The following is a 15,770-nucleotide window of genomic DNA, read 5'->3' on the forward strand; positions in this document are numbered from 1 at the left end:
GCGCCGCTTCTCACCAACTTCGTCATTCCAGCGGAGGCCGGAACCTCTTTCATTTCTGGTGATGAAGCACGGTTCAGACGTTTTCGAGCAATTCCCGAGGATCGAGATCGAGGCGGCGGATGCGCTCGGCGATGCGGGGCCATTCCTCGCTGATGAACGTGTCGCGTTCCGCCTTCAGCAGCCGCCGGGTGGCGCCTTCCGCGACGAACATGCCGACCCCACGCCGTACCGTGACCAGCCCGTCATCCTGAAAGCTCTGATAGGCCTTCGCGACGGTGAGCGGGTTGGCGCCATGGGCCGCGGCGAAAGCGCGGACCGAAGGCAGCGGATCGCCATCGGCATAGGTGCCGTCGAGAATCGCGGCCGCGATATGATCGCGCAGGCGGAGATAGACGGGGCGGGCTTCCTGAGTCATAGGCGTTATGCTGTAATAATACAGCACCGCGCGTCAAGCAAAGTCTGGTTGCCAATCCGAAACGACCGCTTCGTATTCCGGGCGGGGGCGTTCCTCCAGCGGCCGCGACGGCGAGCCGATGAAGATGAAGCCCGCAATCCGCTCGTCCTTGGCGCCGAAAGCATCGCGCACGGCATCGGAATAAGCCGCCCAGCCGGTAAGCCAGCCGCCGACGAAACCGAGCGCATGGGTGGCCGCGAGCAGGTTCATGCACGCCGCGCCGACCGAAAGCTCCTGTTCCCACAAAGGGATGTGGCTGGCATGCGCGGGCTTCGACAGCGCGACGATCAGGGTGGGGGCCTGAAGGGCGAACTGGTCGATCGCTTCCAGCTCCAGCCGTCCGGCCTCGGGCTTGCCGTCGAGATAGGCACGGCGCAGCACCTCGCGGAAGGCTTCGCGCTGCTCGGCTGCCACGACCACGAAGCGCCACGGGGCGAGCTTGCCATGGTCCGGCGTACGGGTGGCCACCTCCAATATCTGGCGAAGCTCAGCCGAATCGGGGCCGGGCGCGACCATGTCGCGGGGCTTGCCCGAGCGGCGCGAGGCGAGAAGGGCGATGGGGGAGGAGGCGTCGTTGAACATGGCGTGTTGCGGTAACAGCGTCATCGTCGCGCAACAATCTTCTTCACAGCGGAAATATCGGCGCTAGTCTGGCGGCCCATCCGGGTCGGGCCTCCAGCGCCCACCACCACATATTTGAAAGTGACCTTGATGGTTCAACCCGCAGCCGATGCGACTCCGGAGCTGAGTTCGGCATCTGCCGGTCCGACATGGTTCGGCCACCCGCGCCAGTTGGCACGGCTTTTCACCACCGAAATGTGGGAGCGGTTCGGCTTCTACGGCATGCGGGCGCTGCTGACGCTCTATCTGGCCGAGCATTTCCTGTTCAGCGATTCGACGACGACCGGCCTCTATGGCGGCTTCACCGCGCTCGTCTATCTGACGCCGCTGGTCGGCGGGTTGCTGGCGGATCGCTATCTGGGTTCTAAGCGATCGGTGAAGTTCGGCGCGATCCTGATGTCGCTGGGCTATTTCACGCTTTGCTTCGGTGGCCAGACCGCGAAACCCTACGCCGTCATCGACGGCACGCGATACGAAGTGCAGGTCGACAAATCGACCGAGGCCAAGCAGCAATATGTGATCGATGGCGACAAACGCCTGGCGATCAAGGGCAATGAGGACGGCACCGTCACCCTGACCGCGCCGGACGGGTCCGTCGCCCGCACCGTCGACAAGGGCAAGTTCGAGGCCGGCGGCGAGCGCAGCCATTTCTACACGATGGTGATGCTGATCGCACTCAGCATGGTCGCGGTGGGCAATGGCTTCTTCAAGCCCAACATCTCGACGATGGTCGGCACGCTCTATGCGGTGGGCGATCGCAGGCGGGATGCCGGTTTCACGATCTTCTACATGGGCATCAATCTCGGATCGCTGTTTTCGCAGCTCCTTTGCCCTTGGCTGGCGGTCGCCGTCGGCTGGTGGGCGGGCTTCGGCCTCGCCGCGCTTGGCATGCTTTTCTCCTGGTCGCTGATCCAGTTCGATGGTGGCCGCCTCGCCGGATATGGCGAGCCGCCGCAGCGTTCGGGCAAGGACCGCTCGCTGATGATCTATGCGCTGTCGATCCTGGCTGTGCCGGTGGTCTGGTTCCTGTTCGTGAACCTGATGAATGCGCCGGCCGCGCAGGAGGGTTCCGGTATCGTCGGATATCTGTTGGCGCTGCCGCTGATGGGCAAGCTGCTGTTCGGCACCTTCATCATCGCCGTGCCGCTGATCCTGATCTGGTCCGCTCGCGTGGGCACCAAGGTCGAGTTCCAGATGATGCTTGCGGCCTGCGTGCTGATCATCTTCAACGTTGTGTTCTGGACGTTGTTCGAGCAGGCCGGATCATCGCTGACCCTGTTCGCGAACCGTAACACCGATCTTTCCGTGTTCGGGCTGTTCACGATGACGGCGGGACAGACGCAGTTCTTCAATGCCTTCTTCATCGTCGCGCTGGCGCCATTTTTCAGCATCATGTGGACGGCGCTGGCGAAGCGGGGTTTCGAACCTTCCATTCCGGTGAAGTTCGGCGTCGCTCTGGCCGGTGTCGGCCTCGGCTTTCTCGCGCTTGTCTGGGGTGCGAATTATGTGGGCGCTGACTTCAAGGTCACGATCTGGTGGCTGGCCTTGCTCTACCTGATCCACTCGATGGCGGAGCTGTGCATTTCGCCGGTGGGCCTCAGCATGATCACCAAGCTTTCCATCGTTCGCATCGTCGGCATGATGATGGGGCTGTGGTTCCTGTCGATCTCGGTGGCGCAATATGTCGCCGGCATGGTCGCACAGGTGGCCAGCGTCGAGACCGTGGGCGGGCAGGTGACCAACCTCAAGGTCAGCCTCGACACCTATGTCGGCGTGTTCTGGACGATCGGGCTGGTCTCGATCGGGATCGGCATCCTGCTGGTCCTCCTTTCCCCAGTCATCAAGAAGTGGATGCACGGTGTTCAATAAGAGGTTCGCCATCGCGTTGATGGCGGGATTGGCGACGGCGGCCTGCACGGCCGCCGAAAGCAAGCCGCGCACCGCATCTTCATCCAGCGCGCCGCGGGAATTGCCGTCGAAGGACCCGTTCCCTTCGACCTATCGCGCCTATCCGGGGGTGCCGACGCTCGTCACCAACGTCACCATCTATGATGGCGAGGGCGGACGGATCGACAAGGGACAGGTGCTGTTCGCCGACGGCAAGATCGTGGGCGTCGGCCAGACGGTCGAGGCGCCGCAGGGCGCGACCGTGATCGACGGCACCGGCAAGTGGGTGACGCCGGGTGTGATCGATATTCACAGCCATCTCGGCGACTATCCCTCGCCGGGTGTGGCCGCGAATTCGGACGGCAATGAAGTGACATCGCCCGTGACTCCGCAGGTGTGGGCCGAGCACAGCATCTGGCCGCAGGACCCGGGGTTCAGCCGCGCGCTCACCAATGGTGGGGTCACGACGCTGCAGATTCTGCCGGGGTCGGCGAACCTGTTCGGTGGCCGATCGGTGACGCTGAAGAATGTCTATGCGCGGACGATGCAGGGGATGAAGTTTCCCGGCGCGCCTTATGGCCTGAAGATGGCGTGCGGCGAGAACCCCAAGCGCGTCTATGGCGGCCGCAACCAGGCGCCGGGCACGCGTATGGGCAATATGGCGGTCGACCGGCAGACCTGGGCCAAGGCGCAGGACTATCGCCGCAAGTGGGACAAATATGAAAAGGACGGCGGCGAGGTGCCCTCGCGCGATCTCGCCATGGAGACGCTGGTGGGCGTGCTCAAGGGCGAAATCCTCGTCCAGAACCACTGCTATCGCGCCGACGAGATGGCCAATGTGATCGATATGGCCCATGAGTTCGGATACAAGGTCGCGGCCTTCCACCATGCGGTCGAAAGCTACAAGATCGCCGACCTGTTGAAGAAGGAAGGCATCTGCTCGGCGATGTGGGCGGACTGGTGGGGCTTCAAGATGGAGTCCTATGACGCCGTCACCGAGAATATCCCGCTGGTCCACAGCCAGGGCACCTGCGCGATCGTCCATTCGGACGACGCCAACGGCATCCAGCGGCTGAACCAGGAGGCCGCCAAGGCGCTGGCGGACGGCCGCCGCATTGGCATCGATATCCCCGACGAGGTGGCCTGGACCTGGCTGGCGATCAACCCGGCCAAGGCGATGGGCATCGCCGACAAGACCGGGAGCCTGAAGCCCGGCAAGATGGCCGATGTCGTGCTGTGGAACGGCAATCCGCTCAGCGTATACACGCGGCCCGAGAAGGTGTGGATCGACGGGGCGCTGTTGTATGACGCGCTCGATCCCAAGCGTCGGCCGGTATCCGATTTCGAGCTGGGCCAGCCCGGCGAAGGAGATGTGAAGTGAAGGCGCTCCTGCTCGCCGCAGCGGCGCTGATCGCCGCGCCCGCCGCCGCCGAGACGGTGGCGATCACCAACGCCAAGCTCGTCATCGGTGACGGTTCCGCGCCGATCGACAATGGCACGGTCGTCATGCGGGACGGCCGCATCGTCGCGGCGGGGCGCATGGCTCCGCCCGCCAGTGCGTCGCGGGTGATCGATGCCGAGGGAAAATGGGTGACGCCGGGCCTCGTCGCCGGCTTCACCCGGATGGGCATCGTCGAGGTCGACGGGGTCAGCCAGACCAACGACAGTTCGGCCGGCAAGTCGCCGTTCAACGCCGCGCTTGATGTCGCGCCGGCGGTCAACCCGCGGACATCGGCGATCATTCTCAACCGGGCGGAGGGGATCACCCGCGCCGTGGTGGCGCCAGAGAGTGCGGGGTCGATCTTCGCGGGGCAGGGGGCGATCATCGATCTCGGCGCCGACATGAACGCCGTCCAGAAGGCCAAGGCGTTCCAGTTCGTCGAGTTCGGCGAAAGCGGCGCAGCGCAGGCGGGCGGCAGTCGTCCAGCGGCCTATGCGGCGTTCCGCAACGCGCTGGCCGAGGCGCGGGATTATGCGGCCGGGAGGCGTGGTGACGATGCGCTGCTCACCCGGCTCGATGCGGCGGCTTTGGTGCCGGTGGTCAACGGCCAGATGCCGTTGCTCGTCCATGTCGAGCGCGGGATCGACATCCTGCAGGCGCTGGAGCTGAAGAAGGAGTTCCCGTCGCTCAAGATGGTCCTGGTCGGCGCGACCGAGGCGTGGACGGTCGCGGAGCAGGTGCGGGCATCGGGCGTGCCGGTGCTGGCTTCGGCGCTCGCGGATCTGCCGGCCTCGTTCGAATCGCTGGCGGCTACGCAGTCGAACATCGGCCGGCTCAAGAATGCCGGCGTGCCCGTCGGCATCGGCATGATCAACGACGACGAGGCGCGGCAGGCCCGGCTGATCAAGCAATATGCCGGCAATCTGGTGGCGCTCGGCAAGATTCCGGGAGCAGCCGGGCTCGATTGGGGCGCGGCCTTCGCCACGATCTCGTCGAAGCCGGCGGAGGCGCTGGGGCTGGGCGGCGAGATCGGATCGCTGCAGCCGGGCCGGCGTGCCGACGTCGTGATCTGGGACGGCGACCCGCTGGAACTGTCGACGGCGGCTCTGTCGGTATGGATCGACGGGGTCGAGCAGCCACTGCGCACCCGTCAGGACAAGCTGCGCGACCGCTATCGCCAGGCGACCGAAGGCGCCTTGCCGAAGGCATACGAACGATAGGCAGCAAAGAGGCGGCGACGGTATGCCCCGTCGCCGCCAGTAGGGTCGCATCGCTGCCGATGGCGCAGCCGCCCGGACCACGCATCCCCCAATCGCGGTAGAAATTTCAAAATCATCTCCAATTCGGATTGCATTGCAACGCAATGCGGGCGACCAACGTAATAATGATCGGACGTGAGGGGACCCCGGCCAGCTGGCCGGGCACGGTTCTGATGGGGACGATGAGGGGGCGCGATCAAATCAGCCTGGAGGCGATCGACCGGTTCGGCGCGGCGGCGCTGGAGCCGTCGAACTGGCTTCCTGCCTTGCAGTCGCTGGCGGACGCCACGCGATCCGCACGCGGGCAGCTTGTCGGCATCGGCGGACCGGCAGCCATCCCGTTCAACTGGGTCACGGGCTTTCCCGACGATGCACTGGCCGAATTCGTGGCGATCGACGGCGGTAATCCCGCAATCAACCCGCGAGTCGCGGCCGCGGCGCGCTTCCCGAGCGACGAGGTCGTCTTCGAGAAGCATTATGACGCGGTTCGCCCCCACCTGAAATCCAGCATCTATGCCGATTTCAGCGCGACCCACGACATTCCACACGGTTGCCAGGCGGTGATCGGGCAGGGCGCGGATGGCATGGTCGGCCTCGCGGTGCTGCGCACGGCGCGAGACGGCACCACCAGCGAGGAGGATCGCGCAGCCTTTGCCCGCATCGTACCCCATGTGCGCGCTGCGGTGCGGCTGCAGGTCGCACTGGAGCAGCAGGGCGCAAAGCTGGTGGCGGGCGCTTTCGAGACGATGGGCGTGGCGGCTTTCCTGTGCGACGGCGCCGGCAAGGTGGTTTCGCACACGCCATCGGCGGACAGGTTGCTGTCGCAACGACGGCTGAAGCTATCGGGTGGTGTGCTGCTTGCCTCGATCGAAGACGAAAGCGGCAAATTGCGCCGCGCCATCAACCGCGTAGCGACCGTCCCGCCCGATCAACCGCCACCGCCATCATCCACGGTGATGCTACGCGGCGCGCCGGGAGAAATGCCACTGCTGGCGGAGATCGCGCGGCTGCCGACCAATGCCTGGACGTTCGGCGCAGGTGCGCGCGTGCTGGTGGTAGTGAAGGGCCGTAAGCCGCGATCCGAAAACATGGTTGACGCGCTGATGGCGGCCTATGGCCTGTCGCAGGCCGAGGCGGATGTGGCGCTTCGGCTGCTGGATGCGGAGGGCCGTGAGACGATTGCCGCGGCGCGCGGGGTTTCGCTCGATACCGTGCGCGCACAGATCAAGGCGATCTTCGCCAAGCTGGAGGTCAACCGCGAAGTCGAGCTGATTTCCCGGCTCGCCCCGATCATTCACGGCGGCTGACGATCAGAATGCGGCGATCGTAGGCTGTCGCGGCGCCCAGGCGTCGGCGGCCACCACGGCGCGAACCACATCGTTCATCAGCCGCTGACGGACCGGGATAGATTGACGCGTGCTGCCGATCATCACCGCGATCGCGTAGCTGCGGCCATTGGGCGACGTGATGACCCCGACGTCGTTATAGCCGGCGACCATACCGCCGAGATCCTGACCGGTGCCCGTCTTGTGCGCGAGCGTCCAGCCAGGGGCCAGGCCGCCACGCAGCCGCTGCGGGCCGGTGCGGCTGTCGCGCATCGTACCGAGAAGCAGGCTGGTCGAGGCCGGTGACAGCAACTCGCCACGCTGGAGGCGGGCCAAGGCCGCCGCGATCGCCTCTGCCGAGGCGCCATCCATCGGGTCGGCGAGATAGCGATCCATCGCGGCCTGGCGCTGTGCATAGGGCAGAGCGGCACGCGCGATCTGGAAGCCATTGCCGGACGAATATTCGGGACGCCACTCCATGCCGGCGATGCCGCTCTGGAGCAGGGTTTCGCCGGGGCCGAAGGCGATGCGACCGAGCCGCTTGTCGAGAATCATCGCGCGGATCGCATCGGGGCCACCCGCACGGCGCAACAGCATATCGTTGCAGGTGTTGTCGCTCTGCGTGAGCGCGATCCGCATCAGCTCACCATAAGTGGTCGAAAAGCCTTCCTTGCCCATCATCGCGCGGACCGGCTGGTGGAAGACCGTCAGATTCTCGCGGCGAACGACGACCGGCTCGCTCAAGCGGATGGTGCCGCGATCGACCGCATCGAGCACCGCCATGCTCACCCACAGCTTGCTCACGCTTTGTTGGGGCATCGGCCGGGCGGCGTTGTAGCCGACCGTCCAGCCGCTGGAGACGTCCTGCACGGCGATGCCGACGCTGCCGGAGAAATTGCGGCCAAGCTCGGCTATGCGTGTTTCGAGCGATGCGGGTGCGCGGATAACGGGTGGCGGCGCCGGTGGCGCAGGCGGCAGCGGGGCAGGAGCACGGGCGATCGGAGCAACGGGTTGGGCGGTCGGGGCAACGCAAGCCGCGGCCACGACCAGCGCCATCGGCGTCAGCAGTCGCCAGCCCGTGATCCATTCCCCCGATTTCCGCATAAGACGCTCCTCCACCCGAATGGCCGGATTATGCGCCTCAACGGCTTTCAGGACTATGGACCGGGGACTCCGGCGGACTCGGTCGGTCCCGCATTCGGCTCGGGCCGCCGACGATGGATGCGAAGCGCGCGCCAGAGCAGGCAGATGGAAATGATCGAGGCGATGAGCACGCCGACGCCCGCGCCGATCACCCCGAAATAGACGGGCAGGATGGCGATCAGCACGATCAGGATGATCGTCGAGATGATACGGAGCTTGAGCGACAGATCGGCGCGGCCCATGGCGACGAGCGCCGGCTCAAAGCCCACCGCGGCGAAATCGACCGCGGCGGCGGTTCCGAGCGCGAGCAGCACCGGATAGGCGCCGTGAAATTCGGGGCCGGCGATCAGGCCGATGACGGGGCGGCCGATCAGTAGCAGCAGAGCGAAGACGATACCGCCGCCAATCGCGGTCAGCCGTAGCGTGCGGGCGAGAAGCGCATCGAATTCATCCTCGCCGGCGGCAGTTCCACTGCGGACAAGTTCCGGAAAGATGGCGCGGGCGAGGATCTGGGACAGCTTGGCGAGGCCTTGTGCCAACTGCTGCGCAAGGCGGAAGCTGCCGGCAGCCGCTGGAGTGATGACGAGGCCGATGATGAGCGCGGCCAATTCCTTGCCGCCCACGCCCAGCGAGGAGGAGAGGTTGGTGACGACGGAATAGCGGCCGATGCCGGGATTTTCAGCGAGCATTTCGTGCCACTTCGCCCTGGGCCAGCGGAAGGGCTGAACCTTGTGCGCGGCGATCCAGTAAGCGAGCGCGGTCAGGGCTTCGGCGGCGGCCCAGACCGCCAGATAGGCGATTACGCTTGGGTGGATCAGCCATACGGCGATGGCGCCGCCGCAGCGTACGATCGCCGTTACCGAGTCACAGGCGGCGGCTGTGGCAAAGCGATCATGGAGGCGGAGCACGCCGACCGGCGTCCAGTGCGTCGACAGGACGAGCACGGCGCTGGTGCCGATCGCCTGCCAGGCGAAGCTCTGCGTCCAGCCGAAATGATTGGCGAGGAGGAGCGTGCCCAGGGTCGCGAGCGCAACGCCTGCAAGCGCCGCCGCCACGTCGAGCGTGATGGTGAAGCGGACCAGCCGGGCGAGCGCGTCGGTGCGGTGGTCATGCAGCAACGGCATGCCGTAGCGGACGATGATCTGCCAGCTCTGGAAGGTGACGAAGGTGGCGGTCGCCTGGCCGACGCCGAGCGCCAGCGCGAACTGGCCGAACCCCTCCAGCCCCAGCGAACGGGTGACGATGGCGATGTAGATCAGGCTCAGCACTGCGCCGAAGCCCTTGCCGCCCAGCATCCAGCCGGTGTTGAGGAGGATTGCGCGCAGCGATCCGCTGCGAAGGGGGGCAGGTTCGGTCATCGGTGTCCAGCGCCATAGAACGATCGGGCAAGCTTGCGAAGCATGGATCGCTGCCGTTGCGCAGACGCAAGGATAGGATATTTAGGGCGCATTCCATCAGCCGCACAGGATCCGGCCCTTGCCCGAACATGTTCCGACGATCATCCTCGTCGGCGAAAACCCCACCCGTATCTGGGGAATGAGCATCGACGAACGCACGCGGCGCATGGCGGCTGCGGCGAAGCTGCCGTTCGGCGAGGCTGTAGGCGACAGCCCGGCCCTGATGGTGAACCGCGGTTTCGTGTTCGATCCGCCCTGGCTGCGCCATCATGCCGCCAATCCTGGCGCGGTGCTGACGATCGGCGGGGTGCCGGTGATCGCGCATGTGCGCAACGCCGCCGAGCGTGAAGCGGTGGCGCAGGCCATGGCGACGGGCACGCCGTTTGGCGTGAGGGGCACGCTCGCCGTCACCGCCTATGAAGACGGGGCGGAGATCGTCAACGAGGCACTGCGCAAGCGCGAGCGGCCCTTCGCCATGCCGCTCCGGCCAGACACGGTGAAGGCGGCCGAACGCGCGAGCTATTTCGGCGCATACAAGGGCGTGACCGACCTCCTCACCAAATATCTCTGGCCCGAATGGGCGCTGGTGCTGACGCGGATCGCCGCGCGGATCGGCATGACGCCCAATATGGTGACGGGGATCGGCGCCGCGCTCTGCGTCGCGGCCACCATCGCCTTCTGGCACGGCCATTACTGGTTGGGCATGGCGATGGGCCTGGTGTTCATGGTGCTCGATACGGTGGACGGCAAGCTCGCCCGCTGCACCATCACATCCTCCTGGTGGGGCAATATCTTCGACCATGGCATCGATCTGGTGCATCCGCCCTTCTGGTGGTGGGCCTGGGGCGTCGGGCTGACGGCCTATGGACGGCCGCTGCCGCAGGGAGAATTATGGCTGCTGCTCGCCGTGATCGTTGGCGTTTATATCCTCCAGCGTTTCGTCGAGGGTGCGTTCATGCGGCTTTACGGCATGCACATCCATGTCTGGCGCAAGGTCGACTCGCAGTTCCGGCTGATCACCGCGCGCCGCAACCCGAACATGGTGATCCTGTTCGTCGCCATGCTGTTCCAGCGGCCCGATATCGGCCTGATCGTGGTCGCGTGGTGGACGGTGATCTCGTTCGTCGTTCATGGCGTCCAACTCGTCCAGGCGATGGTTGCGCGGGCGCGAGGCCGGGAGATAGCTTCATGGCTAGCATGAACGACACCATCCTGCGCTTCGGCTATCCGGCGACCCTGATCGCGGACTATCGCCATTGGATGGTGCTGCTGCGTCCCGACCAACCGACGCTCGGCAGCCTGGTGCTCGCCTCGACCAGCGAGGCCAAGGCGTTCGGATCGCTGCCGGCGGAGGCCTATGCCGAACTGGGCATGGTTTCGGCGCATATCGAAGCGGCGCTGAGCCGGGCCGTTTCCTATGAGAAGATCAATTATCTCATGCTGATGATGGTCGACCCTCATGTCCATTATCATGTCATCCCGCGCTATGCGGGAAGCCGCAGCGCCGAGGGGCTGACGATCGCCGACGCCGGTTGGCCGAAGGTGCCGGCGCTGGGCGAGGCGGTGAAACTCGACACCGATCAGGTGAAGCGGCTCGCGGGCTGGATCAAGGGCCATTGGCGACGCTGAATATGGAACACCCGCCGGGCTGATCCCCGGCGGGCGCCTTCTCCTCTCCAGGGAAAATCGTCGACGGCTTCAGCCGAAACGGCCGAGGCGGTGATAGAGATTGCTGTATTTGGTCGATTCAGGCTTGTCCTGAACCTCGCGCAGATAGTGGGCGACAGCCTGCTTCAGGAGCTGGAAATCTTCCGTCGAGAAGACGGGGCGGGCCCGTGTGGGTTCGGTCATCATTCTCTCCTTCCTCTTTCATTCAGCCGCGACGGCGAACTGATCGGCTTCGGTGGATTCGGCGAGCGCGGTGGTGGACGCCTGGCCGCCTGACACGGCTTCCGCGACCAGATCGAAATAGCCGGTGCCGACCTCACGCTGGTGGCGGGTGGCGGTGTAGCCGTCCTTCTCCGACCGGAACTCGGCCTGTTGCAGCTCCGAATAGGCCGCCATGCCGCGATCCTTGTAGCCCCGCGCCAGCTCGAACATGCCGTGGTTGAGCTGGTGGAAGCCCGCCAGCGTCACGAACTGGAACTTGTAGCCCATCGCCCCCAGCTCGCGCTGAAACTTCGCGATCGTCTCCTTGTCGAGCTTGGCTTCCCAGTTGAAGCTGGGCGAGCAGTTGTACGCCATCATCTTGCCCGGGTGCGCTTTCTGCACAGCCTCGGCGAACCGCTTGGCATCCTCCAGGTTCGGGTGGCTTGTTTCCCACCACAAGAGATCGGCATGTTCGGCAAAGGCGATGCCGCGCTTGATGCAATGATCGACGCCCGTACCATCCTTCAGGCGGAAGAAACCTTCGGGTGTCCGCTCGCCGGTCAAGAATTCATGATCACGCTCGTCGATGTCGGAGGTGATCAGCTTCGCGCTCTCGGCATCGGTGCGGGCGACCAGCACGGTCGGCACGCCGCAGACGTCCGCTGCGAGCCGGGCCGCGTTGAGGTTGCGGATATGCGCCTGGGTGGGGATCAACACCTTGCCGCCGAGATGGCCGCACTTCTTCTCCGACGCGAGCTGGTCCTCGAAATGAACGCCGGCGGCGCCCGCCTCGATATAGGCCTTCATGATCTCGAAGCAGTTGAGCGGGCCGCCGAAGCCGGCCTCGGCATCGGCGACGATCGGCGCGAACCAGTCGCGCTTCGCACCGCCTTCGCTATGCTCGATCTGGTCGGCCCGCTGGAGGGTGCGGTTGATACGGCGGGCGAGTTCCGGCCCTGCATTGGCCGGGTAGAGTGACTGGTCCGGATACATGGCGCCGGCCGTGTTGGCGTCGGCGGCGACCTGCCAGCCCGATAGGTAGATCGCCTTCAGCCCGGCACGGACCATCTGCATCGCCTGGTTGCCGGAAAGCGCGCCAAGCGCGTTGATGTAAGGTTCGGACTGCAGCAACTCCCACAGCTTCAGCGCGCCCTTGCGGGCAAGGCTGTGCTCGATCGTGACCGACCCGCGAAGCCGTTCCACATCGGCGACCGTATAGGTCCGTCGGATGCCGTCGAAGCGCCCTCTCGGTGCGGTGACAAGGTCGGTGAAGTCGGCCATTCTGTCCATCCCTTTACAAGTCGATATTTTCAGCACCGTCGCCGGTGATGGAGATAATCTGCCATCTAGAGGGGAGGATTGGGATGCCGGCTGACGTGATAATGATGTCAGGATGTGGACGAAGAGGCAGTTTATGTTGTAAAATAGTATGAATATTTACAATGAGGTCGAAATGGCCGAACGAAAGATATTTGCGGGGCATGCGGTGCGGCGGCTGCGGCGCGTCGCCGGGCTGACCCAACTGGCCATGGCAGACGCACTCGACATTTCAGCGAGCTATCTCAACCTGATCGAGCGCAATCAGCGGCCGCTGACGGCGGCGCTAATGCTGAAGCTGGGCGATCGTTTCGACATGGACCCGCGGATGCTGGCGGCCGATGGGCCGGGTGGTGGCGCAGAGGCCATTCGCCGACGGCTGGCCGACCCGATCTTTGCCGATATCGGCGTCGATCGCGCGGAGGTCGACGAATGGCTGGCAGCAGCACCCGGCGGGGCCGAAGCCTTTGCGCGCGCTTTCGATCGGCTGCGGGAAGGGGCTGCGACTGCGAGCAGCGAAGAGGACGGCGCCACCGCAGCGGTTCGCCGCGAGACGGAGCGCTGGCGCAATCACTATCCTGACCTGGATGCGGCGGCCGAAACGCTGGCCGACGAATTGCGGCTGGGCGCTGCCGATCTTTATGGCGCCATCGCCGAGCGCCTGCGCGTGAAGCACCAGCTTACGATCCGGATACTGCCGGTGGAGACGATGCCCGATCGGCTGCGGCGGCTCGACCTCCATGCCCGGCAGGTGCAGCTATCCGAGATGCTGGACCCGGCTTCGCGCACCTTTCAGGCGGCCTTCCAGCTCGCCCAGCTCGAAGCGCGGGGAGAGATCGATGCGCTGGTCGCCGGGGCAGCCTTTGGCGAACGGACCGCGGAGCGGTTGTTCAGGCGGACAGTGACGTCCTATTTCGCTGCGGCCCTGATGATGCCCTATGGCCGCTTCCTGCGCGCCTGCGAGGCGACCGGCTATGATCTCGAACTGCTGCAGCGGCGCTTCAATGCGGGGTTCGAGATGGTGGCCCACCGCCTGACGACGCTGCAGCGTGTCGGCGCGCGGGGGCTGCCATTCTTCATGGTGCGGATCGACCGCGCCGGACAGGCGTCGAAACGCTATGCGGGCGCCTCCGCCTCAGCGCTGGCAACCGGCCCCGAGCGCTGCCCCTTGTGGCAGGTACACCAAGCTTTCGACCGACCGGGCGAGATCGTGCGACAATTGGTGGCGCTGGAGGATGGCAGCCGCTGGTTCACGATGGCGCGGACGGTGCGTTCGCAGGTCCGTTCGCCTGGCGGGATACGAGCGGAATTTGCGATCGGGCTGGGCGTGGCGGCAGAAAATGCTGCGCCGATCGCCCACGCGCGCGGGCTCGATCTCAACGGCGACGACGCGACGCCGGTAGGGTTGGGCTGCCGCCGCTGTGCGCGTGCGGACTGCCCGCAGCGTGCGGAGCCGCCGATCGGCCGCGTGCTGTTGCTGAACGATCGCGAGCGCGGGCTTACCCCCTTCACCTTCGCTGGAGATTGAGGGCGATCAGCGCCAGCTAGGCTGCATCACCACCATCATCAGCACGAAGCCGAAATAGATGAGGCCCGGGAGAGCAGGTACCAGCAGAAGGCCGGTTGCTGCCGGCCCATGGGCGCGGGCGCGCAGCCACCAGCCGCCGCCGAGGATGCAAGCCGCCCCGGCCAGCATCGCCAGCCAAAGGCCGATATTGGAGCCGGAAACCGAATTGTCGGTGATCCCCACAAAGAAGAACAGCAACAGCACGGCGGCCAGTACCGCATCGAATGCGAAGAGCAACCAGAAGGTCACCGCGCCAAAGTAACATTTCGACACGGACAGTTAAAGCGAGACAAGCGAGGGCGGGCCGGTCCGCCCGATCAGGTCAGCCGGTCGAGCGTGACATGACCCGTGCGCTTGAGTTCATCGACGATCCGCCGGACATCCTGACTGGCACCGCGCGGCAGGACCAGCACGGCATCCCCCGTGGCGACGACAATGAGGTCGCTGACCCCCACGGTGGCTATAAGCGGGCCATCGGACCGGATCAGGCAGTTGGTGGTGTCGAGTGCGATAACGTCGCCCTGATGGCAATTACCGGCGGCATCGGGGCCGATGATGGAATGGAGCGCGTCCCAGCTGCCGATGTCCGACCAACCCATTTCGACCGGAACGACCGCGACACGATCATCCTTCTCCATCACCGCATAATCGATCGAATCCGCGGGAGAGGCGGTGAAAGCCTCCGCTTCGGGATGAACCCGTGCGCCGTCATGGACGGAGCCTGCCATGGACGTCCGCGTCGCTGCGGCCATGGCAGGTGCGTATTTTTCGAGCGCGGCGAGATAGGCGTCTGCCCGGAACAGGAAGATGCCGCCATTCCAGACATAATGTCCTTCGGCGAGATATGCCTCGGCCGTCGCGAGATCCGGCTTTTCGACGAACTTGTCGACCTTGTGGACGCCGGGCGCGATCTCGGCACCGGTGTGGATATAGCCATAGCCGGTTTCGGGGGCGTCGGGCGTGATGCCGAAGGTCGCGAGCCAACCCTGTTCGACCAGCGGCAGTGCGGCATCGATCGCGGCATGAAAGGCGGCGACGTTGAGGATGACATGATCGCTGGGCATCACCAGAAGGATGGCATCGGCCGGGGCGGCGATCGCCGCGAGCGCGATGGCTGGTGCGGTATTGCGGCCAACAGGCTCGAGGATGACGGCGGCCGGCTCCGCGCCGATTTCGCCGAGTTGCTGCTCGATCTCGTCGGCGTGCGCGGTGTTGGCGACGATCATCGGTGCGGCAAAGCGCGACGTGTCGATCGTCCGGGACGCGGTCAACTGCAGCATCGTCTGATCGGCGATGAGGCTCAGAAGCTGCTTGGGGCGCATGGTGCGTGACATCGGCCAGAGCCGGGTGCCGCTGCCACCGGAAAGGATGACGGGCGTTATCTTGTTCCGGGGCGTGGTCATGGGCCTCCGTAAATCCGTGGCGATGATGGTAGCTTATCCATGTGATTGCATGGCAAGTCGCGAGATGCCCATTAAATCCGCAATCGA

15 protein-coding genes are annotated in these 15,770 nt (G+C 65.3%); 7 read left to right on the forward strand and 8 right to left on the reverse strand.

The genetic code is table 11. From position 1 onward, the window contains the following. Positions 1-73: 73 nt before the first annotated feature. Together ACFB49_RS04290 and ACFB49_RS04295 are read right to left on the reverse strand one after the other, a co-directional pair. A complete protein-coding gene (locus ACFB49_RS04290) occupies positions 74-415 on the reverse strand; it encodes a GntR family transcriptional regulator (RefSeq protein WP_380876402.1) in 342 nt (113 codons plus the stop codon). A 33-nt stretch (positions 416-448) separates the two neighbouring features. Next, entirely contained in the window at positions 449-1,036 is a 588-nt protein-coding gene (locus ACFB49_RS04295) for a nitroreductase (protein ID WP_380876405.1), read from the reverse strand. Positions 1,037-1,165: 129 nt separating this feature from the next. Between ACFB49_RS04295 and ACFB49_RS04300 the strand changes: the two genes are divergently transcribed. From ACFB49_RS04300 to ACFB49_RS04315, 4 genes are all read left to right on the forward strand, one after another. Next, positions 1,166-2,944, forward strand: coding sequence for a peptide MFS transporter (locus ACFB49_RS04300; RefSeq protein WP_380876407.1), 1,779 nt, complete (start codon positions 1,166-1,168; stop codon positions 2,942-2,944). Between the two features lie 19 nt (positions 2,945-2,963). Further along, entirely contained in the window at positions 2,964-4,343 is a 1,380-nt protein-coding gene (locus tag ACFB49_RS04305) for an amidohydrolase (protein ID WP_380879816.1), read from the forward strand. Further along, complete coding sequence (locus ACFB49_RS04310) at positions 4,340-5,623, forward strand: amidohydrolase family protein (protein WP_380876410.1); 1,284 nt, start codon at positions 4,340-4,342, stop codon at positions 5,621-5,623. Before ACFB49_RS04305 ends, ACFB49_RS04310 begins: the two co-directional genes overlap by 4 nt. 212 nt (positions 5,624-5,835) lie before the next feature. Further along, the gene (locus tag ACFB49_RS04315) at positions 5,836-6,969 is read left to right on the forward strand and encodes a helix-turn-helix transcriptional regulator (RefSeq protein WP_380876412.1); all 1,134 of its coding nucleotides are present in this window, start codon (positions 5,836-5,838) and stop codon (positions 6,967-6,969) included. A 3-nt stretch (positions 6,970-6,972) separates the two neighbouring features. Here the strand turns inward: ACFB49_RS04315 and ACFB49_RS04320 are convergent, their stop codons facing one another. Next, complete coding sequence (locus ACFB49_RS04320) at positions 6,973-8,091, reverse strand: serine hydrolase (protein WP_380876414.1); 1,119 nt, start codon at positions 8,089-8,091, stop codon at positions 6,973-6,975. 53 nt (positions 8,092-8,144) lie between these two features. Further along, positions 8,145-9,488: a lipopolysaccharide biosynthesis protein gene (locus ACFB49_RS04325; RefSeq protein WP_380876416.1), complete on the reverse strand. Its 1,344-nt coding sequence runs from the start codon at positions 9,486-9,488 to the stop codon at positions 8,145-8,147. Positions 9,489-9,666: 178 nt separating this feature from the next. Between ACFB49_RS04325 and ACFB49_RS04330 the strand changes: the two genes are divergently transcribed. Both ACFB49_RS04330 and ACFB49_RS04335 read left to right on the forward strand, forming a co-directional pair. Beyond that, positions 9,667-10,728: a CDP-alcohol phosphatidyltransferase family protein gene (locus tag ACFB49_RS04330; RefSeq protein ID WP_380879818.1), complete on the forward strand. Its 1,062-nt coding sequence runs from the start codon at positions 9,667-9,669 to the stop codon at positions 10,726-10,728. Continuing rightward, positions 10,725-11,156, forward strand: coding sequence for an HIT family protein (locus ACFB49_RS04335; protein ID WP_380879820.1), 432 nt, complete (start codon positions 10,725-10,727; stop codon positions 11,154-11,156). Before ACFB49_RS04330 ends, ACFB49_RS04335 begins: the two co-directional genes overlap by 4 nt. Positions 11,157-11,225: 69 nt before the next feature. On the opposite strand, the gene ACFB49_RS04340 is transcribed toward ACFB49_RS04335, so the two are convergent. Both ACFB49_RS04340 and aceA read right to left on the reverse strand, forming a co-directional pair. After that, a complete protein-coding gene (locus ACFB49_RS04340) occupies positions 11,226-11,378 on the reverse strand; it encodes a hypothetical protein (protein WP_380876418.1) in 153 nt (50 codons plus the stop codon). Positions 11,379-11,396: 18 nt separating this feature from the next. Then, entirely contained in the window at positions 11,397-12,677 is a 1,281-nt protein-coding gene (gene aceA / locus ACFB49_RS04345; protein WP_380876421.1) for an isocitrate lyase, read from the reverse strand. A gap of 172 nt (positions 12,678-12,849) precedes the next feature. Between aceA and ACFB49_RS04350 the strand changes: the two genes are divergently transcribed. Further along, positions 12,850-14,241 (forward strand): short-chain fatty acyl-CoA regulator family protein, encoded by a 1,392-nt coding sequence (locus ACFB49_RS04350; protein WP_380876424.1) that lies wholly within the window; start codon positions 12,850-12,852, stop codon positions 14,239-14,241. Between the two features lie 6 nt (positions 14,242-14,247). Here ACFB49_RS04350 and ACFB49_RS04355 read toward each other — a convergent pair whose 3' ends face one another. Next, on the reverse strand, positions 14,248-14,517 hold the full coding sequence (locus ACFB49_RS04355) for an osmoprotectant transporter permease (RefSeq protein WP_380876427.1): 270 nt from the start codon (positions 14,515-14,517) through the stop codon (positions 14,248-14,250). An 80-nt stretch (positions 14,518-14,597) separates the two neighbouring features. Further along, on the reverse strand, positions 14,598-15,683 hold the full coding sequence (locus tag ACFB49_RS04360; RefSeq protein WP_380876430.1) for a mannose-1-phosphate guanylyltransferase/mannose-6-phosphate isomerase: 1,086 nt from the start codon (positions 15,681-15,683) through the stop codon (positions 14,598-14,600). Positions 15,684-15,770 lie beyond the last annotated feature (87 nt).

The organism is Sphingomonas sp. DBB INV C78 (genome assembly GCF_042693015.1).
GTDB lineage: Bacteria > Pseudomonadota > Alphaproteobacteria > Sphingomonadales > Sphingomonadaceae > Sphingomonas_E.

Excerpts from the sequence above, each read along its gene's own strand:
- ACFB49_RS04290 (WP_380876402.1), bottom strand. The coding sequence starts at position 415 with ATGACTCAGGAAGCCCGCCCCGTCTATCTCCGCCTGCGCGATCATATC.
- ACFB49_RS04360 (WP_380876430.1), bottom strand. The coding sequence starts at position 15,683 with ATGACCACGCCCCGGAACAAGATAACGCCCGTCATCCTTTCCGGTGGC.
- ACFB49_RS04335 (WP_380879820.1), top strand. The coding sequence starts at position 10,725 with ATGAACGACACCATCCTGCGCTTCGGCTATCCGGCGACCCTGATCGCG.
- aceA (WP_380876421.1), bottom strand. The coding sequence starts at position 12,677 with ATGGCCGACTTCACCGACCTTGTCACCGCACCGAGAGGGCGCTTCGAC.
- ACFB49_RS04350 (WP_380876424.1), top strand. The coding sequence starts at position 12,850 with ATGGCCGAACGAAAGATATTTGCGGGGCATGCGGTGCGGCGGCTGCGG.
- ACFB49_RS04325 (WP_380876416.1), bottom strand. The coding sequence starts at position 9,488 with ATGACCGAACCTGCCCCCCTTCGCAGCGGATCGCTGCGCGCAATCCTC.
- ACFB49_RS04295 (WP_380876405.1), bottom strand. The coding sequence starts at position 1,036 with ATGTTCAACGACGCCTCCTCCCCCATCGCCCTTCTCGCCTCGCGCCGC.
- ACFB49_RS04305 (WP_380879816.1), top strand. The coding sequence starts at position 2,964 with ATGGCGGGATTGGCGACGGCGGCCTGCACGGCCGCCGAAAGCAAGCCG.
- ACFB49_RS04320 (WP_380876414.1), bottom strand. The coding sequence starts at position 8,091 with ATGCGGAAATCGGGGGAATGGATCACGGGCTGGCGACTGCTGACGCCG.
- ACFB49_RS04330 (WP_380879818.1), top strand. The coding sequence starts at position 9,667 with ATGAGCATCGACGAACGCACGCGGCGCATGGCGGCTGCGGCGAAGCTG.
- ACFB49_RS04300 (WP_380876407.1), top strand. The coding sequence starts at position 1,166 with ATGGTTCAACCCGCAGCCGATGCGACTCCGGAGCTGAGTTCGGCATCT.
- ACFB49_RS04315 (WP_380876412.1), top strand. The coding sequence starts at position 5,836 with ATGGGGACGATGAGGGGGCGCGATCAAATCAGCCTGGAGGCGATCGAC.
- ACFB49_RS04340 (WP_380876418.1), bottom strand. The coding sequence starts at position 11,378 with ATGACCGAACCCACACGGGCCCGCCCCGTCTTCTCGACGGAAGATTTC.